Below are 20,758 nucleotides of genomic sequence, written 5' to 3' on the forward strand. Positions count from 1 at the left end.
GGTTACAGTGGAGACCACGTTCAGCGTCACCCCGGTCCGCTCACCAAGGAGGAGCCATGGCGGTAGATCCGGCGAAGAGCAAAGCGGTCTCCGAAGTCGTCCGTGCGCACCCGGGTATGAGCCTGGTAGCCGTCTCACCCGGCATCGTGGTGTTCCTGCTCGTCGGCTTCTTGCTGAACTGGCCGCTCGCCATCCTGTTGGGCCTTGTGGGGGCCGGCGCAGGCTACTACTTTCTGACCCGTCAGAAGTAGGCCCCGAGGAGCGATGACCACACGCGTCGACAGCTGGATCTGGGCGATCCGGCTCACCAAGACCCGTTCAGCGGCCGGTGCCGCATGCCGCGGCGGACACGTGCGCGTCAACGGCGCCACCGCCAAACCGGCGCAGCCGGTCGCCGTCGGCGATGAAGTACGGGTCCGACTCCACGGTCACGAGCGGGTCGTCGAGGTCACCGCGCTGATCAGCAAGCGTGTGTCCGCGCCCGCGGCCGCCGAATGCTACATCGACCGGAGCCCGCCGCCGCCTCCGCGAGAGGTGGTCGCGAGTCAGCCGCGCCGAGATCGCGGTGCCGGCCGTCCGACCAAACGGGAACGCCGCGAACTCGATCGTCTTCGGATGCACGGCGGGCTTCTCGTCTCGCTCGTCCTCGTGCTCGTTGTCGCACTCGCGGGCTGTTCGGACGATTCCGACGATCCGGCCGCACCCACCACGGCGGACGCACCCGGCAAGGCCGGCAGCGGACCGTTCTTCGGCGCGTGTGGCGGCGTCACGACCGAAGAGGTCACCCGTATCACGAGGTTCGCCGGACTCGGCAACACCGTCAACAATCCGTCGGTCTGCGAATGGGACGGCAGCAGCGACCGCACCGGACCGGTGGCGTCGTTCAACTGGTATCGCGGGTCCCCGATCGGTCGCGAACGGGCGACCGAGCAGTTGTCGCGTGCGTCCACCAAGGACCTCGACATCGACGGGCACAAGGGCTTCATCGCCTCCGACCTCGGGATCTGCGAGATCGGCATCGCCTTCGGAGCCGACTTCTTCGAATGGTCGGTGAGTTCCGGCACGCAGGCACTCGGGAGCGACCAACCCCCACCCACGACCGAGCAGATATGCGATTCGACGCGTGAACTCGCCCGGCTCTCGATCGAGCGTGCCTCATGAAACGCGTCCTCATGCTGATCGCGGCCCTCCTCCTGGTGCTCGGCCTCGGCACCGCGTGCGCCCGCGATATCGACGGCGAGCCCGTGGCGGTGGGCGCCGCCGACAACGAGCAGGAGGGCCACGTCGACACCGATCAATACGACAAGCTGCTCCTCGAGTGCGAGGTTCTGTCGACGGCGCAGATCGCCCAGGCGGTCGGCGGGAGTGTCGCCCGTGGCACCTTCAACGGGGCCATCTGCCGGTGGCTGGTGGAGGGCGCGACCTCGGCGAGTGTCACCTTCAACTGGTTCGAGTGGGGCGACCCGAACGTCGAGAAGGAGACCGCCAAGAAGCTCGGCTACGAGACCGAGAACATCAAGGTGGCCAGTCAGGCGGCATTCACCCAGCGCGACCCGAAACGGCCCGCGGTCTGCGGGGTCACCGCGCGCGCCCCGAGCCGCGGCGTGTTCACCTGGTGGGTCGAGCCGCGCACCGCCGCAGTGGCCGCGGATCCGTGTGCAGCGCCGATCAAGCTGATGGAGTTGCTGCTCAGCGGTGGTCAGTAGACCCGGTTCGCCGCGCGCAACAGCGGGTCGATTCTGGTGACGCGAGCCGATTCTGGAGACGCGGGCCGTCGACGACCCGCGTGAGCCCCGACGACCCGCGTGGGCCCAGACGCACCGCGGGATCCGGGGCCTTACCTGTTCAACTTCGAGACGGACACCGTCGCCGCGACCACCGGTGTGCCGTCATCGCCGGGGATCTGCATCCACACCAGCAGACGTTCCGGCTCCCGCACCCGCCGTAGGGTGATCCGAACACCGGGCACGATCGGACGCAGGTACTCGATCACGGCGCGGTGCGGACCGTCGACCAGGTCGGGATGATCGACGAGTTCATCCTCGATCGCCTCGAGGTAGGCGGCGTTGTTGAGGTGTTTGAACGGATCGAAATCGGTGATCCGCAGAACGTGCTCGCGATCCTCCAGCTCGATCGACGACGGGTCGGGCGCCTTGTCGGGGTTCATCGACTTCCAGCGCAGCCGGTGCTCGTCGGTCATCTCCGAGAGCATCTCGAACATCTCGTCGGTGATCCTCGACGGCATGCCCTGATTGTTCACGTTGATCCAGAACGCCTCGGTCTCGATGAGTCCCGGTGCGCGCTCCTCGGGGTTGAAGCGGTTCGTCTCGTGATCGGCGGTCAGGCGCACGCGCATGTTGGTCCAGCGCGTGGACAGTGCGCCACACCAGCGCTGCGCGGTGACGGCGGCGGGCCACGAGAAGGGGCGGATCACGTCGATCACGGTCCGCCGGACGATCCAGAACGGGTCGGACGCGCCGTAGTCGGTGGCCTCGATGTTGTCGTTGGCGACATCCTGCAGGTATCGCGCCACGGCATCGAGCCGTACACGCATCTCCTGATCGACGTCGCCGGTCCGCACGCGATAGCCGGCTTCGAAGTATCGAGCGCCGTCCTTCCGATCCCGCAGTGGTTCGATGTCAGTCCCGCTAGGTGGGGCGGTCACTCGGTCCCTACTTTCCGTCGCCGGTATCTTTACAGTTAAGATACGCAGGACGAGAAAACTAGAACACGTTCCACGTGTTGGATTACGAGGAAACAGCAGATGGCGCATGTGATCACCCGACCATGTTGCAACGATGCCAGTTGTGTCAGCGTGTGTCCGGTCAACTGCATTCACCCCACGCCCGATGAGCCGGAGTTCTTCACGGCGGAGATGTTGTTCATCGATCCCGAGACGTGCATCGACTGCGGGGCGTGCATCGACGAGTGCCCGGTGGAGGCGATCCTCCCCGACGACCAACTCGATGAGCGGGATGAGCCGTATCTGCAGATCAACGCCGACTACTACAAGGACCACGACGTCGAAGGCGGTCTGGTGCCGCCGAAGAAGGCGCCGCAGCTGCCCGAGGGCGAACTGCATGTCGCCATCGTCGGTGCTGGACCGGCCGCCTTCTATGCGGCCGAGGAGCTCGTGCGCAAGCCTCAGGTCAAAGTCGACATGTTCGACCGGCTGCCGACTCCCTACGGCCTCGTGCGGGCCGGTGTCGCCCCCGACCACGCGCCCACCAAGGGCGTCGAGAAGACGTTTGCGGCCACGGCGGCGAAGCGGAACTTCCAGTACTTCCTGAATGTGGAGGTCGGCAAGCACATCACCCACGCAGAGCTTGTCGAGCGCTATCACGCGGTGGTGTACGCTGTCGGTGCGTCCACCGACAAGCGTATGGGGCTCGAGGGGGAGGATCTGGCCGGGTCGATCCCGGCGACGGAGTTCGTCGCCTGGTACAACGGCCATCCCGACTACGCCGATCTCGATGTCGATCTGTCCTCCGAGCGGGCGGTGGTGGTCGGCAACGGCAACGTGGCCCTCGACGTCGCGCGCATCCTGGTCAGTGATCCCGACGAACTCGCGAAGACCGATATCGCCGACCACGCGCTGGCAACCCTGCGTGAGTCGAATGTGAAAGAGGTCGTCCTGCTCGCCCGGCGCGGTGTCGCGCAGGCGGCGTACACCAACAGCGAGTTCCTGGCTCTCGGTGACGTCGAGGGCGTCGATGTGGTCATCGACCCCGACGAACTCGTCCTCGATCCGGCCAGCGAGGCTGCGCTCGAGGCCGACACCCTGGATTCGACGATCGCGACCAAGATCCGTCTCGCGCGCGAGGTCGCCGAGCGGCCGACCACCGAGGGAAACCGGCGAATCGTCTTCCGCTTCCTGGTCTCGCCGATGGAGCTGGCAGGCGACGGGCATGTGGAGCGGTTGACGTGCGTGCGAAACGTGTACGCCCCGGGCACCGAACGGGTGGCGGTGACGCCATCGGACGAGCGCTTCGACATCGACGCCGGCGTGGTGCTGCGGGCGATCGGTTATCGTGGTGTACCTGTCATCGATCTGCCGTTCGACGAGGTGAACGGCGTCGTGCCGAACACCGACGGCAGAGTTCAGGTCGCGGCCGACGGTGAGGTCGTGCCGGGACTCTTCGTCGCTGGATGGATCAAACGTGGTGCGACCGGGGGGATCGGCATGAATCGGATATGTGGCCAGGAGACCGCGGAAGCCATATTGAAAGACTATGTGGCGGGGGTCTTCTCGGGGCCGGCCACGTCTCGCGACGACGTCGCTGAGATCGTCGCGGACCGCGGCGCCCGCCGCATCGGCATGGATGGCTGGAAGGCCATCGACGCAGCCGAGAAGGATGCCGGTAAGTCTGCCGGTCGTCGACGCGTGAAGTTCGTGTCGCTCAACGAGTTCGAGGTCGCCGCCGGTATGGAACCGGTGCAGTAGGGATGCGCGTCGCACTGCTGTCGTATCGCAGCAAGCCGCACTGTGGCGGTCAGGGAGTCTACGTCCGCCATCTGTCCCGGGAGCTCGCGTTGCTCGGCCATGAGGTCGAGATCTTCTCCGGCCAGCCATATCCCGAACTCGACCAGGTTGCCATCGACGCGGGGGTCAAGCTCACCGAGGTGCCGAGCATGGCGCTCTACGACGAGCCGGATCCGTTCCGTACGCCGCGACCTGGTGAGTACCGCGACTGGATCGATCTGCTCGAGGTCGGCTCCATGTGGACGGCCAGCTTCGGCGAGCCCCTGACCTTCAGTCTGCGGGTGGCCCGGATGCTGAAGGAACGACGGGACGACTTCGACATCGTCCATGACAACCAGTGCCTCGGTTACGGTCTGCTCGACATCCAGCGCGCCGGTTTCCCGCTGATCGCCACCATCCACCATCCGATCACGCGCGACCGCACCCTGGCGGTCAAGGCGGCCAAGGGCTGGCGCAAGATCACCGCCTGGCGCTGGCACTCGTTCCTCCGGATGCAGGGCCGGGTCTCCCGCCGAATCCCGGAGCTGCTCACCGTGTCCCGGAGCAGCGAGGTGGACATTCGGAAGGCATTCGACATCTCGTCGGGCCGCATCACCACCATCCCTCTCGGCGTGAACACCGACGTCTTTCGGCCCGGTGTCGAGCGGGTGCCGGGACGCATCGTCTGCGTCGCGAGTGCGGATGCACCGCTCAAGGGTGTCTCCTACCTGCTCGAGGCGGTCGCCAAGCTCAGTGCCGAACGCGAGACCGAGTTGGTCCTGGTGTCCAAGCTCGACCCGAACGGTCCGTCGGCCAAGATGATCGACGACCTGGCCATCGGTGATCGCGTCCGAGTGGTCTCCGGACTGGAGGACGAGGAGATGGCCGACCTGCTGGCGTCTGCCGAGGTCGCTTGTGTCCCATCGTTGTACGAGGGCTTTTCACTCCCAGCGGTCGAGGCGATGAGCTGCGCGACGCCGCTCGTCGCGACGCGCGCCGGCGCGATCCCCGAGGTCGTCGGGACCGCGGAGGAGGCAGCGTTGCTCGTGCCGCCGGGCGATTCCGGCAAGCTCGCGCAGTCCATCGGACGCCTGCTCGACGACGCCGAGCTGCGGGGCAGGCTCGGGCGGGGAGGCCGGAGCCGTGTCGAGGAGCGTTACAGCTGGGCGGCGGTGGCCGCCAAGACCGCAGCTCACTACGAGACCGTCCTGGAACGGGTCGCGCGCGACGGGGGCGTGGCGAACGAGTCCGGCCCGGTCGCGGGCTGACCACAGCAACATCACCGATCGACGAAGGGAACGCGCGTGCTGACAGTGGATTTCGACCGCCTGGGGGTGGGTCCGCAGACCAAGGCGATCGATATCGGTGCCGGGCAGGGGAGGCACTCGTTCGAGATGTTCCGGCGTGGCGCGGATGTCATCGCCTTCGACCAGTCCGAATCCGATATGGCCGACGTCGGCGAGATGTTCGACGCGATGATGGCCGAAGGGCACGTGCCCGCGGATGCGAAAGCGCGCGCCGAGGTCGGTGACGCACTTCGTCTTCCGTACGCCGACAACAGCTTCGACGTCGTCTTGATGTCGGAGATCCTCGAGCACATCCCAGGTGACGAGGCCGCGATGGCCGAGATGGTGCGCATTCTGCGCCCGGGCGGGGTCGCGGCCGTCACGGTCCCGCGGTACTGGCCGGAAAAGGTCTGCTGGGCACTGTCCGACGAGTATCACGAGGTGGAGGGCGGGCATGTCCGCATCTACAAGGCCTCCGAGCTCGCGGACAAGCTGACCAGGGCCGGCCTCGAGGTCACCGGTACCGACCATTCGCACGCACTGCATGCGCCGTACTGGTGGCTGAAATGTGCTGTCGGCGTGGAGAACAACGACAATCTCCTGGTGAAGGGCTATCACCAGCTGCTCGTCTGGGACATGATGAGCAAGCCGTGGCTGACGCGGGTGGGGGAGCAGGCGCTCAACCCGTTCATCGGCAAGTCGGTGGCGCTCTACCTACGGAAGCCGGCCGACTCCGGGACACCGTGACGCGGTTTCCGGCAATCGCCGGGGTGCTGACCGCGCAGCAGGTGGATGCCACGGGCGCCGCAGTCGCTGCGATGCAAGAGGATTCGGGAGCACTGCCGTGGTTCCCGGGCGGACAGACCGATCCGTGGGATCACATCGAATCCGCGATGGCGCTGTCGGTCACCGGACGTGTCGCCGAGGCGGAAGCGGCCTACGAATGGTCGCGCCGCCTGCAGCGCGAGGACGGCTCGTGGCCGATTCGCACCGTCATCGGACACGTCGAAGATGCGAACGTCGACAGCAACTTCTGTGCCTACATCGCGGTCGGGGTCTGGCACCACTACCTGATCACCGGCGACTCGGTGTTCCTCGATCGGATGTGGCCGATGGTGTGGTCGGCGATCGATCTGGTGATGAAGTTCCAGCGACCCGACGGTGCGTTCCGCTGGGGCGGAGACCATCGCACCGGAGCGATGTTCGACCAGGCTCAGATCACCGGCAGCGCAAGCATTTTCCAGGCCATCGATTGCGCGGTCCGGATCGCCGACGAGGTGGGCCAGCCCGACGAGGAGTGGGTCGCCGCGCACGCGGCACTCGGGGACGCGATCCGGGACCGGCCGGAGATCTTCGAACCGCCGTCGGATCACTCGATGGACTGGTACTACCCGATCCTCGGTGGTGCGCTTCGTGGCCGGGCCGGGCAGGAGCACATAGCGCGTCGGTGGGACGAATTCGTGGTCGCAGGCAAAGGCGTTCGCTGCGTGGATCATCGACCGTGGGTCACCGGCGCGGAGACGTGTGAGCTCGCGCTGGCGCTCGATGCTCTCGGGGACACCGCAGACGCGGTCACACTCGTGGAATCCATTCAGCACCTTCGTGATCCCGACGGCTCCTATTGGACGGGACTGGTCTACTCCGACGGCAAGCGGTGGCCCGTCGAGAAGAGTTGCTGGACGTCGGCGGCGGTCATTCTGGCTGCCGACGCGATCAGTCGGACCAGTGCGGGCAACGGGATCTTCCGCGACGTGCGGCAAACCCTGGCCGTCGGGCGCTGAATGGCCTAGACTGGTGTCCAGTCAGTCGTCCAGAGGGTCGACGTGGCGTATCCCGGCGTGGCGTTGGAGGGTTCATGGATTTCGGAATCGTGCAGTTCACCAGTGATCGTGGGCTCAAGCCCCACGTGCTGGCACCACTGATCGAAGAGGCCGGATTCGCCGCGTACTACGTGCCCGAACACGGGCACATCCCGACTCGCCGCGACGCCGCGCATCCCCAGACCGGGGATTCCTCGCTGCCCGACGATCGGTACATGCGGACCTTGGATCCGTGGACGTCCCTGGCCGCGGCCGCCGCGGTCACCGAACGGATCCGCCTGGCCACCGCCGTCGCCCTCCCGGTGCAATCGGACCCGATCACGCTGGCGAAGACGCTGGCCACGCTGGACCACATCTCGGGTGGACGTGTCACCCTCGGAGTCGGATTCGGCTGGAACCTGGACGAACTCGGAGACCACGGTGTGCCGCCGAAGCGTCGCCGGACCATGCTGCGCGAGTATCTGGAGGCGATGCGCGCGCTCTGGACCGAGGAAGAGGCCGAATATCACGGGGAATTCGTCGATTTCGGTGCCAGCTGGGCGTGGCCCAAACCGCAGTCGTCGATCCCGACGCTCGTCGGCGCGGCCGGTAACGAGAAGAACTTCAGATGGATGGCGCGCAGTGCGGACGGATGGATCACGACTCCGGGTGAAGACGACATCGAGGGCTCGGTGGAACTCCTCAAGCGGATCTGGTCAGAGGCCGGGCGTGACGGCGAACCGCAGATCGTCGTGCTGGATTTCAAACCCGTTCCGGAGCGGCTCGACAAATTCCGTGAGATCGGGGTGACGACCGTTCTCTACGGCCTGCCCGACGACAGCGTGGAACGTGCACGCGGCTACCTCGCCAAGCTCGCAGGGAAACTCGGTCTGGCCCCGGCCGCGGTCTGAGTCGGCCAACCGGCACGAGGAGATCAGTCCTCCGGCGCAGCTCGCAGGGCGGGCATCAGGTAGCGCCGGACGTGACGCAGCACGGCGTCGGCGTCATCAGGGTCGACGGTCTCGCCTGGAACGGTACCGAGACTGATCAGCACCCGTGCGACCCATTCGGACACCTCGACGAGATCGTGATCCGGATGGATCTCGCCGCGCTGCGCCGCGGCGTCGATGAACGGACGCCAGAAGGCGGCGAGATCGGGCACCAGACCGGCGACGCCCGCCCCGGCGCACGCGGCGAACTCGTCGGGCTCGGTGGTGCGCAGCCGCATCAGCAGGGTGCCGGGGTCGTCATATGCGCCGCGCCCGATCCGCACGCCGGCGCTCACCTGTCGATCCAGGCCCTCGATCGCGTCGAGTTCGGCGACGGCACCGCCCCAGAAGGACTCGTTGAGGCGGACGATCGCGACGCCGATGAGGGTGGACTTGTCCGGAAAATGCCGATAGAGCCACGCCCGGGACACCCCGGCGGTCTCCGCGACCTCCTGCATCGTGGTCGATCGGATTCCCTTCTCGGCGAGCAACTTCTCGCACGCGTCGAGCAGTCGCGCACTGACGGTCCCCGTCGGCCGCGCATTCGTCGATGCCTCGCTCACGTTCGCACCCTAGCAAAACGCTGGACAAATCCCGGAATCTGTTTACCTCGGTGGTGAAATGCGGTAGACAGAATGAACAATCTGTCTACCGTCCGGTTTCCCGGCGACTCAGGTGAGGAACCATGAGCACATATCTACCGCGTACCGCGGTCATCGGGGCAGGGATCAGTGGTCTCACCTCTGGCAAGATGCTCGCCGACTACGGCGTGCCGTATACCTGCTTCGAATCGTCCGACCGGATCGGTGGCAACTGGGCATTCGGAAACCCGAACGGCCACAGCAGCGCTTACCGTTCACTGCACATCGACACATCCAAGCACCAGCTGTCGTTCCGTGATTTCCCCATGCCGGACGAGTTCCCGGACTTCCCGCATCATTCGCAGATCAAGCACTATCTCGATTCCTACGCGCACGCGTTCGGGTTGCTCGACAACATCGAGTTCGAGAATGCGGTCTCCCACGCCCGTCGGCTCGACGGCGGCGGATGGGAGTTGGAGACCCAGCGAGGCGAACGACGCCGGTTCGACCTGCTCGTGGTGGCCAACGGCCACCATTGGGATCCGAGGTTTCCCGATTTCCCCGGCGAGTTCACCGGCACCACGATGCACGCCCACCACTACATCGATCCGAAGACGCCACATGAATTCTCCGACAAGAGGATTCTGGTCGTCGGCCTCGGAAACAGTGCCGCCGACATCGCGGTCGAGCTGTCGTCCAAGGCGCTGGGAAACCGACTGACACTGTCGACGCGCTCGGGCGCCTGGATCGTCCCGAAGTACTTCGCAGGTAAGCCGGCCGACAAGTACTACCACACCTCGCCGTACATCCCGTTCTCCTGGCAACGGAAGTTCATGCAGGTCATGCAACCGATGACCGCGGGTCGTCCGGAGGACTTCGGGCTCCCGACGCCGAATCACAAGTTCTTCGAAGCACATCCGACCCAGTCGGTGGAGTTGCCGCTGCGCCTGGGCTCCGGTGATGTGATCCCGAAACCCAACATCGCGCGGTTCGACGGTGAGACGGTGCATTTCGAGGACGGCACCTCCGACGATTTCGACATCATCATCTATGCAACGGGCTACAACATCACCTTCCCGTTCTTCGACCCGGACTTCATCAGTGCCCCGGACAACCGCATCGACCTGTACAAGCGGATGTTCCGGCCGGGCATCGACGATCTCGTGTTCGCAGGTTTCGCGCAGGCCACCCCGACGCTGTTCCCGTTCGTCGAATGTCAGTCACGACTGATCGCCGCCTACGCGGTCGGGCGTTACCGGCTGCCCTCGGAGCCCGAGATGCATCGGGTGATAGTGGAGGATCAACAGTTCTTCACCGGCCACATGCTCGACCGGCCTCGGCATACCCAGCAACTCGATCATTACCTGTACGAACACGACATCCGGACCAAGGAGATGCCTGCGGGCCTGGCACGCGCCCGGAGTCACGGCGCGCCGAACTGGGCCCGCGTCCAACAACCCGACGAGCCGCTGGTCGCCGCCACGGCAGCACCTGGAGGATCGCGATGACGACGACCAGGACGACCATCACCTTCGATTCCCACGGAACGGGCTGTGACGCCTGGTATTTCCGCAATGATGACGCATCGGTGTTCGATTCCCCGGCCGGCCGCCCGGTGGTGGTGATGGCACACGGGTTCGCGGGCACCAAGGACTCCGGCCTCGAGCCGTATGCGCAAGGCCTCGCTGACGCGGGTCTGGCGGTCCTCGCCTTCGACTACCGGGGGTTCGGACTGTCGGGTGGCGAACCACGGCAACGGATCTCGATGACCGGGCAGGCAGATGACTATCGCGCCGCGATCGACGCCGCCAAGCGTCAGGAAGGGGTCGACCCGAACCGGGTGATCCTTTGGGGCGTCTCGCAGTCCGGCGGGCATGCGCTGATCGTCGCCGCGGACCGTACCGACATCTGCGCGGTGATCTCGGTGGTGCCTCTCGTCAACGGTCTGGCGGCGGGCGTCCACCACTATCCACAGGTGGGAGCCGGCGCGATGGCGCGATCGACGGTCGCCGGGATCGGCAGCGCCATCGCAGCCAAGATGGGGCGGCCGCCGACCATGATGCCGGTGGTCGGTCGACCGGGCGAGAAGGCAGCGCTCACCTCGCCGGGCTTCTACGAGGACTATCTGGCGCTTGCCGGACCGTCGTGGCGCAATGAGGTGGATGCGTCGATCGGGTTGGAGCTCGGGAGTTTCCGTGCCGACAAGATCGCGCGTGCGGTCTCGGCGCCCGTCCTCATGCAGATCGCCGACTTCGATCAGGGCGCCCCGCCGCACGCTGCGGCGAAGGCGGGGTTCCGGGCGCGCGCCGAGGTGCGTCACTATCCGTGCGATCACTTCGACATCTTTGCGGGTAAGGACTGGTTCGAACCAGCACTCGCGCATCAGGTGTCATTCCTGACCGCGCATCTCGCGCCTGCGGCCGAGAAGGCCGCCACGGGTGGTGCGTCATGAGCGACTCGCGCGCCGCGGTCGTCGTCGGCGGGGCCTCGGGGATCGGTCTCGCCACCGCGCGGGCACTCGCCGCCGAGGGGTACCTCGTCACGATCGCCGACGTCAACGCCGACGCGGCGCGGACGGCTGCCGACGAGATCGGCGGAGGGGCCTCGTCGGTGACGATGGATGTGACCGACGAGCAGTCGGTGGCGGCAGGCTTCGAGGCGGTGCAGGATCTGCACGCCGTCGTCAGCTGCGCAGGTCTGACGATCCCCGGTGCGATCACCGAACTGGCGCTCGAACATTGGCAGACGACCATCGACGTCTGTCTGACCGGATCGTTTCTCGTGCTCAAACACGCAGGCCGACGTGTCGTCGAGGGGGCAGTGTCACGGTGATCTCGTCGTTGAACGGACGTCAGCCCGGCAGCGCCATGGGCGCCTACTGTGCGTCGAAGGCCGGTGTGACGATGCTCGTCGAGGTGGCGGCGCTGGAGATGGCCCCGCGCCGGGTGCGGGTCAACTCGATCCAGCCCGGTATCGTCGACACCCCGCTGACGGCCGGTTTGGCGATGGTTCCCGGTCTCACCGACGAGTACGTCGAGAACACCCCGCTGGGGCGCAGCGGTCGTCCGGAGGAGATCGCCGACATGGCGGTGTTCCTCGCGTCGGACAAGGCCGCATGGATCACCGGAGCCGCCTTCGATGTCAATGGCGGCGCACACCTACAGCGCTACCCGGACGTCCTGGGCAAACTGCAAACCCTCCTCACCTAACCCGCCCCGCCACTCCCCAACTCCTTCGTCCCCGGGTATCGCCAAACCCTCCGCCGACTTGTGGGGGATCTGGCGATACCCGGGGGAGGAACCAGGTGGGGCCTGCCTGTGGAGCCGGCCTGTGGATGGAGGTCTGGAGCCGCACGCGAATCGGGTGATGATGTCTGCCCATGGACCATTCCCACATCGGCGCCGACGATCTCGTCTTTCGCGCCCACGCGCTCGCCTCGGGCGTCACCGACAGCGCACTGAGTCGCAACGTCCGGGCCGGGACGACGGAGCGGGTGTGGCACGGGGCCTACCTGCCCACCGCCGACGAATCCGCGCAGTCGCACGCCGCCGAGCTCGAAAGACACCGTGCGACAGTGATCGTCGCCGCACTCAACGGCGGACCCAAGCGAGTTGCGAGCCACATCTCGGCGGCCGTGATGCATCGCGTCCCGATGCTGCGACCGGACCTGTCGAAGGTTCATTTCACGTCCAGGACCACGGGAAAGCACATCAAACGCGGCATCATCCACCAGGCCGCACTGTCCGAGAGCGACATCGTCGTCGTCGACGGGATTCCGGTCACCTCGTTGGCCCGCTCGGTGTGCGATGTCGCGCGCATGAGCACATTGGCGCAGGCGGTCAGCGTTCTCGACTCGGGCCTGCATCTCGGTGTGACGATGACGGAGCTGGTGGAGCAGGCAGAACACTCGCGGCGCCGTCGCGGGATCGCCATGTTGCGTGCAGCGTTGGCATCGGCCGACGGATTGTCGGAGAGTGTCGGTGAATCCGTGAGCCGCCTTGCGCTGGCGCAGAGCCCGGTGATCCCGCCGCCGGAACTCCAGGTGGAGATCACGGTGAACGTCGACGGACGTGCGAAGTCGGTGCGAGGGGACTTCGGATGGCGAGGCCGCGATGGCCGACTCCGAGTCGTCGGAGAGTTCGACGGTCGCTTCAAGTACCACCGGTCGAATCCGTTCGGTGATGAGCGCCTGCCCGAGGACGTCATCTACGAGGAGAAGTTGCGCGAAGACGCGATCCGCATGACCGGACCACACGTCGTGCGCTGGACCTGGTCTGACGCTCACCACCCAAATGTGCTCCACGCGAGGGTGATCGCGACCCTTCGTGCCGCCGGACTCATCTCGTGACCGTTCCTCCTCCGGGTATCGCCAAACCCTCCACGAGCTTGCGGAGAGTTCGGCGATACCCGGGGGAGGAACCAGGGGCGCCGGGGCGCGGGGGCGCGGGTTAGCCGAGGGGGAGGCCGACCTCGCCGCCGTCGCGGCGCAGTACGCGCAACGATCCCTCGGCGCGCACCTCGGTGAACTGGCCGGTCGCCAGGGCCTGGCGGTAGATCTCGTAGGGCGGCCGGCCGCCGTCCGCGGGGTCGGGGAAGACGTCGTGGATGAGCAGGGCCCCGCCGACGCGCACCCAGGGTGCCCACCCGTCGAGGTCGTTCTGCGCGGCCTGCATGCTGTGGCCCCCGTCGATGAACACGAAGTCGGCGGGCTTGGCCCACACCTTCGCGGCGATCGCCGAACCGGCGAGCATGCCGATGACGGTGTTCTCGAGTTTCGCGTCGTACATGGTCTGCCGGAACCGTGCCGACGTGTCGAGGGTTCCGGTGTGCGGGTCGACGAGCGATGTGTCGTGGTACTCCCAGCCGGGTTGGTGCTCTTCGGAACCACGATGATGGTCGACGGTCACGATGGTCGCCCCGAAGGCTTCGGCGGCCGCACCGAGGAAGACGGTCGACTTGCCGCAATAGGTACCGATCTCGACCCCGACCCGCGTCGAATTCGGCTGGGCCAGATACTCTCCCGCGATCTCGAAAAGGGTCTGCGCCTCGTCGAGGGGCATGAAACCCGGGGCATCTTCGGCCACCCTCAGGCGCTCCGGCGATGGTGCGTTCGGCATCCTTGCCGACGATGCAGTCATACCCGAGATCCTATCCGGTCGCCATCTGCGGCCGCGTAGGGTGAGCCGTATGAAAGCACAAGTGCTCACTGCCGAGACGGGACCCGCTGGACTGGAACTGACCGATGTCGCCGACCCCGTGCCCGAGGACGGACAGGTCCTCGTCGACATCAAGTCGTGTGGTGTCTGCTTCCCCGACCTGCTGATGAGCCAGGGTAAGTACCAGCTGCGGCTGCCGACCCCCTTCACGCCGGGTACCGAGGTGGCCGGTGTGGTGCGTGAGGCGCCGTCGGGCTCGTCGGTCAAGGCAGGCGACAAGGTCCTCGTGGCGTCGATCGTCGGTGGGTTCGCCGAGCAGGTCACCGCGGCGCCGGAGCAGTTGCTGCCCCTGCCCGAGGGACTGAGCTTCGACCAGGGTGCCGCGATGGGCATCAACTACCAGACGGCGCTGTTCGCGCTGAAGATCCGCGCACAGACCGCGCCCGGCGAGATCGTCGGTGTCCTCGGCGCGGCAGGCGGTGTCGGCACCGCCTCGATCATGGTGGCAAAGGCCATGGGCGCCAAGGTGATCGCCATCGTCCACCGCAAGGGTGCCGAGGAATTGCTGCGCAGCGCCGGTGCCGACGAGATCGTCCAGCTCGAAGAAGGATGGGGCACCAAGCTCAGAGAGGTCGCCCCCGAAGGTGTGGACGTGATGATCGACCCGTCCGGCGGTGAGGTCTTCGACGAGGCGTTGCGCCAGGTGGCCCCCGACGGCCGCTACGTGGTGGTCGGTTTCGCCGCGGGCGGCATCCCGACCGTCAAGCTGAACCGGGTGCTGTTCCGCAACATCGCGGTCGTCGGTGCGGCGTGGGGCGAATACGTGCGCACCCATCCCGGTGTCCCGGAGCTGCTGCACGACGAACTCGCCGAGATGATCGCCGCCGGCATGCAGCCGCAGGTGAACGTCACCTATTCGCTCGACGAACTGCCCAAGGCGTTGACCGATCTGGCCGAAGGGCGGATCCTGGGGAAGGCGGTCGTGAAGATCGCCGATTGACAATCTCCTCGCTGGTCGAGTAGTCGACGAGCGTGGCGAGGAGAGTTCGTCGATATCGAGACCCGAGGGAGCCTGACATGTGTCGCAACATCACCGAGCTGCGCGGTCTGGAGCCCGCGGCCACCGACGAGGAGATCGAGGCGGCGGCGCGCCAGTACATCCGCAAGGTGAGCGGCATCCGCCATCCTTCGGCGGCCAACGTGGAGGCCTTCGAGCTGGCCGTGCAGCAGGTCACCGAGGCGACGCACGCGCTGCTCGACGTGCTGCCCGAGCGACGGCAGCCGCCCAAGACGGTGCCGCCGCTGCGTCGGCCAGAGGTGCGCGCACGCATGGCGGCACGCGAGACGGCGTGATCGGGGTTCGGCACGGCGATGAGCGGAACCGTTGCGTACACCGCCGCATCGGTCGCTAATGTGCTGAGGTGACCGCCACCCCTCCGGCCTCGGCTCGCTCTGCTCCCAGATCAGTCCGCCACCTGGCGTTGCTGGTCGTCGTCGCCGTCATCGGACTGATGGCTGCGGTCGGCGGACCGGCCCCGCGTGCGGCCGCCGCCCCACCGGACAGCTGTGCGCCGGCGGGCGCGGCATCGGCGTCGGCCGCCCCCACCAACATGGCGGCAGCCGATCAGGGCGGCGAGGACCGCTACACCACCGCGACCACCACGCCGGTCGACCAGATCGACATCGATGCCCTCGGACTGCTCAAGCCCGGCACCATCTCGGTGGGCACGTTGTCGGATGCCGGTCCCAGCATCTGTGTCAACGGGCAGGGCGTGTTCACCGGTTTCGACAACGAGCTGCTCAAGGCGGTGGCGGCCAAGCTGGGTCTGCAGATCCAGTTCTCCGGAACCGAGTTCGCCGGACTGCTCTCGCAGGTGGCCAACAACCGGTTCGATGTCGGGTCGTCGTCGATCACCACCACCGACGAGCGACGCAAGACGGTCGACTTCACCAACGGCTACGACTTCGGCTATTTCTCACTGGTCGCACCGACGAGCGGATCCATCAAGGGCTTCTCGGATCTGAGTGACTCCACCCGGATCGGTGTCGTGCAGGGCACGGTCCAGGACGACTACGTGATCAACACGTTGAAGCTCGACCCGGTGAAGTTCCCCGACTACGCAACCGCGTACGCGAATCTGAAGAGCGGCCAGATCGACGCCTGGGTCGCTCCCTCACAGCAGGCGGAGGGGGCGGTCAAGGACGGTGACGGCACCGCCATCGTCGAGAACACCTTCAGCGTCAACAACTTCGTCGCATGGGCGGTCGGCAAGAACAAGCCGAGACTCGTCGAAGCCCTCAACTCCGGTCTCGATGCCATCATCGCCGACGGCACCTACGCGAAGCTGTACAGCGACTGGGTCCCGCGTGAGCTGCCCGACGGCTGGAAACCGGGCAGCAAGGCCGCGCCCGAGCCGGAACTGCCCGACTTCGCCGCGATCGCCAAGGAGAACGAGGCGAAGGACGCGGGCAAGGCCGACGAGGCGACGGCCCCGAAGGGTACGTTCGCCCAGCTCGGTAGCACCTTCTTCAACTGGGACCTGTACAAGGAGTCGTTCCCCGACCTGATCAAGACGGGCCTGGTCAACACCCTCATCCTGTCGCTGGTCTCGGGTGTCCTCGGCACGATCCTCGGGATGCTGCTGGCCGTCGCGGGTATCTCGCGTTCACGATGGCTGCGCTGGCCGGCACGTGTGTACACCGACATCTTCCGCGGCCTGCCGGCGGTGGTGGTGATCCTCCTCGTCGGCCTGGGTGTCGGCCCGGTGGTCAAGAACCTCACCGGGAACAACCCCTACTGGTTGGGGGCCGTGGCGTTGGCGCTGCTGGCCGCGGCCTACATCGGTGAGATCTTCCGATCGGGTATCCAGAGCGTCGACGACGGTCAGATGGAGGCCTCGCGCGCCATCGGGTTCAGTTACCGGCAGTCGATGCGGCTCGTCGTGATCCCGCAAGGTGTGCGGCGCGTCCTGCCCGCCCTGATGAATCAGTTCATCAGCCTGATCAAGGACAGTTCGCTGGTCTATTTCCTCGGGCTGCTCGCCAGTCAACGCGAGCTGTTCGCAGTGGGCCGGGACCTCAATGCGCAGACCGGAAACCTCTCGCCACTGGTGGCCGCGGGCATCGTGTACCTGGTCCTGACGATTCCGCTCACGCACCTGGTGAACTACATCGACAACCGCCTGCGCACGGGCCGCCCGGCCGAGGTCGAGGACGATCCGTTGCCGGCGACCGCCGTCGAGAAGGGATGAGAAGTGGCCGACACCATCACCGCGCGTGAGGCGGTCTCCCTGACGGGTACCGACCTGCATCTGTCGTTCGGCAAGAACCACGTGCTGCGTGGAGTCGACATCCAGGTCGACGCCGGGACCACCACCACCGTGATCGGACCGTCCGGGTCCGGGAAGTCGACGCTGCTGCGGGTGCTCAACCGACTGCATGAGCCGGACCGAGGGGACGTGCTGCTCGACGGCCGTTCGGTCCTCGAGGACAATCCCGACGAGCTCCGGCGACGGATCGGCATGGTGTTCCAGCACTTCAATCTGTTCCCGCACAAGACGGTCGTGGACAACATCTCGCTCGGACCGCGCAAGCTCCGCGGGCTCGGCAAAGAGGAGGCGCGCGCCGTCGCGATGCGCCAGCTCGAGATCGTCGGGCTGACGAACAAGGCCGATGCGCGGCCCGGGAGTCTGTCGGGCGGCCAGCAGCAACGTGTGGCCATCGCCCGGGCGCTGGCGATGGAACCGCAGGTGATGTTCTTCGACGAGGCGACGTCGGCGCTCGATCCGGAACTCGTCAAGGGGGTGCTGGCGCTGATGGCCGATCTCGCCGGGGAGGGGATGACTATGGTCGTCGTCACCCACGAGATGGGTTATGCCCGAAATGTTTCCGACAGCATCCTGTTCATGGATCACGGTGTCGTGGTGGAGACCGGCAGACCCGAGCAGATCTTCGACGCCGCCGAATCGGAGCGGTTGCGGGCCTTCCTGTCCCAGGTGTTGTGAGACCCGACGGACCTCAGCCGATTCCGAACAACGCAGCTGCGTTCTCGTACAGCACACCGCGCAGCCACTCGTCGCCGAGGTCGAGGCGTTCGACCGCCTCGAGCGCGTGAGTGTAGGGATACGGGATGTTGGGGAAGTCGCTACCGAACATGATGCGGTCGCCGAGGTCGCGCAGCCGGGCGAACTCGTCTTTCGGGAACGGGGCGCCTTCCTCGGAGAAGTCGGTGAACGACATGGTGGTGTCGAACCGGACTTCCGGATAGCGCTCGGCGAGATCGAGGAACTCGGTGTACTCCGGCGTGCCCATGTGGGCGACGATCAGTCGCAGCGACGGGAAGCGGTGGAGCAGTGCGGCGATCGGCGCCGGCCCGGTATGCGTTCCGGGCGCCGGACCGGACCCGCAGTGGATGATGACGGGTACGCGACTGTCGGCGATCTGCGACCAGACACCGTCCAGCAGAGAGTCCAGCGGTGAGTAGTCGCCGACCTGGATGTGACATTTGAACACCTGTGTCCCGCGCGCAATCGCCTTCGAGACGTAGGTGGGCGCCGACTCCTCCGGGTAGAAGGTGGCAGTGTGCAGGCAATCGGGGTGGTGCGCCGCGAAATCGGCCGCCCACCCGTTCAGCCACTCCGCCATGTCGGGTTTGTGCGGGTAGACCAGTGACGAGTAGGCGCGGACCCCGAAGTCCTGCAGGGCGGCGACCCGGACATCCTCGTCGGCGCGATAGGTGATCGGCCACTCGCGGCCTATCAGTGGGCCGGCGGAGTCGAAGTATGCCCACACCTTGTCCATGACCGGCTTCGGCATGAAGTGGGTGTGGATGTCGATCAGGCCGGGCAACCCGAGGCGCTGCCACATGCCGCGCACCTTTCGGGCCTCCGCCCGCCCGAACGGAACGCTGTCGCCCTCACCCTGAACCACGGTGTTCACACCGACCACGCTACCGCTGCCCGTCGAGTGGGGGTGACCGGCCCGGGGCCGGTCTTCTGACGGCGGTCAAACATGTTGGGCGAGTGACCAACTTGGTGGTGATGGGGTCACTTGTCGGATTCTTCGAATTCACGTCGAACAGCAATTGCAACGCGTTACAGTTCTGCCGGAAGTCAAATGGCGAGCGCGATGTTCACCCTTGGCTCCTCCGGCGGTCTGTGAACTGTCCAGATCTGCCGTTCACCTCTGAAGGGACCTGCAGTGAAACCATCGCATTCGGTCAAGCGTGTCCTCCGCACGACGGCGACGATCGGCGCAGCCGGACTGCTCCTCGTCGGCGGCGTCACGGCGTGTGCTGACGACAGTTCATCTGACTCCGCCGGATCCGCGGGAGCCACGTCGGCACTCCCGTCGAATGCGGCCACCGGAGACCCGGTCAAGATCGGGTTCATCACCCCCGAAGGCGGCCCGATCAGCGTCCCGATGGTCCGGGAAGGCGGTGAGGCCGCCACGCAGTACCTGAACAACAACGGCGGTGGCCTCGGGGGTCACAAGATCGATCTGGTCGTCTGCAAAGAGCAGGAGGACCCGGCCTCGGCGACGAGTTGCGCGAATCAGATGGTCGAGCAGAAGGTGGCCGCGGTCGTGGCGCCGTTCGGATCGCAAGGGGCGGTCATGTTGCCGATCGTCGCGGGCGCGGGTATCCCGTACATCGCCCAGGCCCCGGTCTCCCAGGTCGAGATGATGACCTCTGGTGCGTTCATGCTCTCGGGTGGCATCGTCGCCGTATTCGCCGGTCAGGCCGCCACCGCGGCCAAGGAAGGCGTCAAGAAGGTCGCGGTGGTCATTTCCGACGCCGGTGACGCGGCGGCGTCGGTGAAGGCGATCGGCGCGCCGATCTTCAAGCAGGCGGGCGTGGACATGGAGGTCATCACCATTCCCGCATCGGCTGCCGATCCCACTCCGCAGATCACCGCGGGACTGGCCGGAAAGCCAGGTGCGGTCACGGTCCTCGGGGAGACCAGTCAGTGCATCTCGACGATCAAGGCGCTGCAGACAGCGGCACCGACGGTCAAGAAGTATCTGATCGCCAGTTGCCTGGACAAGCAGGTGATCGACGGCGTCGGTGCGGATGCGGTGAGCGGTGCCAAGGCGTTCACGACGGTCAATCTGAACTCGGATGATCCGTCCGTCGAGTTGTACCGCAGCGTGATGGCGACGTACGCACCGGATGATGATCCGGCAGGTCTCGCCTACCTCGGCTACCAGGTGATGATGTCGCTCGGCGAGGTCGGAAAGTCGCTCACCGGTCCGGTCACGCCGAAGGATGTCATGTCGGCGTTCGCGGCGGCCAAGGATGTGCCGTATCCGGCCGCCCCGGGTCTCACCTTCACCTGCGACGGTTCGGCCGTCCCGCAGCTGAAGACGCTGTGCAGCAAGGCGATTCTGGTCAGCGACGTGGGCGCTGACACGAAACTCGAGAACACCGAAGCTGTCAACAACTAGGTCGAGAGCGATCGGGGGTCGCCGGTGGCGGCGACCCCCGA

20 protein-coding genes and 1 pseudogene are annotated in these 20,758 nt (G+C 66.3%); 17 read left to right on the forward strand and 4 right to left on the reverse strand.

Features of this window, described 5'->3' with window-relative positions:
- The first annotated feature begins 56 nt into the window (after positions 1-56).
- Genes GTV32_RS21040 through GTV32_RS21050 form a run of 3 tightly spaced genes read left to right on the forward strand, consistent with a single transcriptional unit; the run spans position 57 to position 1,706 of the window.
- Positions 57-251, forward strand: a complete 195-nt coding sequence (locus tag GTV32_RS21040; protein WP_161061964.1) for a hypothetical protein — start codon at positions 57-59, stop codon at positions 249-251.
- 13 nt (positions 252-264) lie between these two features.
- Complete coding sequence (locus GTV32_RS21045; protein ID WP_161061965.1) at positions 265-1,161, forward strand: DUF3558 family protein; 897 nt, start codon at positions 265-267, stop codon at positions 1,159-1,161.
- Entirely contained in the window at positions 1,158-1,706 is a 549-nt protein-coding gene (locus tag GTV32_RS21050; RefSeq protein ID WP_161061966.1) for a DUF3558 domain-containing protein, read from the forward strand. The genes GTV32_RS21045 and GTV32_RS21050 overlap by 4 nt, the downstream gene beginning before the upstream one ends.
- Positions 1,707-1,837: 131 nt before the next feature.
- Here GTV32_RS21050 and GTV32_RS21055 read toward each other — a convergent pair whose 3' ends face one another.
- Positions 1,838-2,665: an acyl-ACP thioesterase domain-containing protein gene (locus GTV32_RS21055; protein ID WP_343287410.1), complete on the reverse strand. Its 828-nt coding sequence runs from the start codon at positions 2,663-2,665 to the stop codon at positions 1,838-1,840.
- Positions 2,666-2,764: 99 nt separating this feature from the next.
- Here GTV32_RS21055 and GTV32_RS21060 point away from each other — a divergent pair, with 99 nt between their 5' ends.
- From GTV32_RS21060 to GTV32_RS21080, 5 genes are all read left to right on the forward strand, one after another.
- Complete coding sequence (locus GTV32_RS21060; RefSeq protein WP_161061968.1) at positions 2,765-4,444, forward strand: FAD-dependent oxidoreductase; 1,680 nt, start codon at positions 2,765-2,767, stop codon at positions 4,442-4,444.
- Positions 4,445-4,446: 2 nt separating this feature from the next.
- Complete coding sequence (locus GTV32_RS21065; protein WP_161061969.1) at positions 4,447-5,730, forward strand: glycosyltransferase family 4 protein; 1,284 nt, start codon at positions 4,447-4,449, stop codon at positions 5,728-5,730.
- Positions 5,731-5,766: 36 nt separating this feature from the next.
- A complete protein-coding gene (locus GTV32_RS21070; protein ID WP_161061970.1) occupies positions 5,767-6,495 on the forward strand; it encodes a class I SAM-dependent methyltransferase in 729 nt (242 codons plus the stop codon).
- Entirely contained in the window at positions 6,492-7,529 is a 1,038-nt protein-coding gene (locus tag GTV32_RS21075) for a prenyltransferase (protein WP_161061971.1), read from the forward strand. Before GTV32_RS21070 ends, GTV32_RS21075 begins: the two co-directional genes overlap by 4 nt.
- A 74-nt stretch (positions 7,530-7,603) precedes the next feature.
- A complete protein-coding gene (locus GTV32_RS21080) occupies positions 7,604-8,458 on the forward strand; it encodes an LLM class F420-dependent oxidoreductase (RefSeq protein WP_161061972.1) in 855 nt (284 codons plus the stop codon).
- A 23-nt stretch (positions 8,459-8,481) separates the two neighbouring features.
- Here the strand turns inward: GTV32_RS21080 and GTV32_RS21085 are convergent, their stop codons facing one another.
- Positions 8,482-9,099 carry a TetR/AcrR family transcriptional regulator gene (locus GTV32_RS21085; RefSeq protein ID WP_161061973.1) on the reverse strand — a complete coding sequence of 206 codons (618 nt, stop codon included), beginning with the start codon at positions 9,097-9,099 and terminating at the stop codon, positions 8,482-8,484.
- A 122-nt stretch (positions 9,100-9,221) separates the two neighbouring features.
- Between GTV32_RS21085 and GTV32_RS21090 the strand changes: the two genes are divergently transcribed.
- The 4 genes and pseudogenes from GTV32_RS21090 to GTV32_RS21105 all read left to right on the forward strand — a co-directional run bounded on the left by GTV32_RS21090 (position 9,222) and on the right by GTV32_RS21105 (position 13,465).
- Entirely contained in the window at positions 9,222-10,625 is a 1,404-nt protein-coding gene (locus GTV32_RS21090; protein WP_161061974.1) for an NAD(P)-binding domain-containing protein, read from the forward strand.
- Positions 10,622-11,569: an alpha/beta fold hydrolase gene (locus GTV32_RS21095; RefSeq protein WP_161061975.1), complete on the forward strand. Its 948-nt coding sequence runs from the start codon at positions 10,622-10,624 to the stop codon at positions 11,567-11,569. Before GTV32_RS21090 ends, GTV32_RS21095 begins: the two co-directional genes overlap by 4 nt.
- A pseudogene (locus GTV32_RS21100) lies at positions 11,566-12,215 on the forward strand (SDR family NAD(P)-dependent oxidoreductase); the annotation flags it as partial. The gene GTV32_RS21095 and the pseudogene GTV32_RS21100, both read left to right, overlap by 4 nt.
- A 281-nt stretch (positions 12,216-12,496) precedes the next feature.
- On the forward strand, positions 12,497-13,465 hold the full coding sequence (locus tag GTV32_RS21105; RefSeq protein ID WP_202421873.1) for a hypothetical protein: 969 nt from the start codon (positions 12,497-12,499) through the stop codon (positions 13,463-13,465).
- A gap of 100 nt (positions 13,466-13,565) precedes the next feature.
- On the opposite strand, the gene GTV32_RS21110 is transcribed toward GTV32_RS21105, so the two are convergent.
- Complete coding sequence (locus GTV32_RS21110) at positions 13,566-14,255, reverse strand: class I SAM-dependent methyltransferase (RefSeq protein WP_161061976.1); 690 nt, start codon at positions 14,253-14,255, stop codon at positions 13,566-13,568.
- A gap of 49 nt (positions 14,256-14,304) precedes the next feature.
- On the opposite strand from GTV32_RS21110, the gene GTV32_RS21115 reads away from it, so the two are divergent.
- From GTV32_RS21115 to GTV32_RS21130, 4 genes are all read left to right on the forward strand, one after another.
- The gene (locus GTV32_RS21115) at positions 14,305-15,273 is read left to right on the forward strand and encodes an NADPH:quinone oxidoreductase family protein (protein ID WP_161061977.1); all 969 of its coding nucleotides are present in this window, start codon (positions 14,305-14,307) and stop codon (positions 15,271-15,273) included.
- Positions 15,274-15,350: 77 nt separating this feature from the next.
- On the forward strand, positions 15,351-15,626 hold the full coding sequence (locus GTV32_RS21120; protein ID WP_161061978.1) for a DUF2277 domain-containing protein: 276 nt from the start codon (positions 15,351-15,353) through the stop codon (positions 15,624-15,626).
- Positions 15,627-15,784: 158 nt separating this feature from the next.
- The gene (locus GTV32_RS21125) at positions 15,785-17,524 is read left to right on the forward strand and encodes an ABC transporter substrate-binding protein/permease (protein ID WP_202422848.1); all 1,740 of its coding nucleotides are present in this window, start codon (positions 15,785-15,787) and stop codon (positions 17,522-17,524) included.
- A gap of 3 nt (positions 17,525-17,527) precedes the next feature.
- A complete protein-coding gene (locus GTV32_RS21130) occupies positions 17,528-18,277 on the forward strand; it encodes an amino acid ABC transporter ATP-binding protein (RefSeq protein WP_161061980.1) in 750 nt (249 codons plus the stop codon).
- 13 nt (positions 18,278-18,290) lie between these two features.
- Here GTV32_RS21130 and GTV32_RS21135 read toward each other — a convergent pair whose 3' ends face one another.
- Positions 18,291-19,139: an amidohydrolase family protein gene (locus GTV32_RS21135; RefSeq protein ID WP_161062684.1), complete on the reverse strand. Its 849-nt coding sequence runs from the start codon at positions 19,137-19,139 to the stop codon at positions 18,291-18,293.
- Positions 19,140-19,472: 333 nt separating this feature from the next.
- Between GTV32_RS21135 and GTV32_RS21140 the strand changes: the two genes are divergently transcribed.
- Positions 19,473-20,717: an ABC transporter substrate-binding protein gene (locus GTV32_RS21140; RefSeq protein ID WP_161061981.1), complete on the forward strand. Its 1,245-nt coding sequence runs from the start codon at positions 19,473-19,475 to the stop codon at positions 20,715-20,717.
- The last annotated feature ends 41 nt before the right edge of the window (positions 20,718-20,758 follow it).

Source organism: Gordonia sp. SID5947, from assembly GCF_009862785.1.
In the GTDB taxonomy this organism is placed as follows: Bacteria; Actinomycetota; Actinomycetes; order Mycobacteriales; family Mycobacteriaceae; genus Gordonia.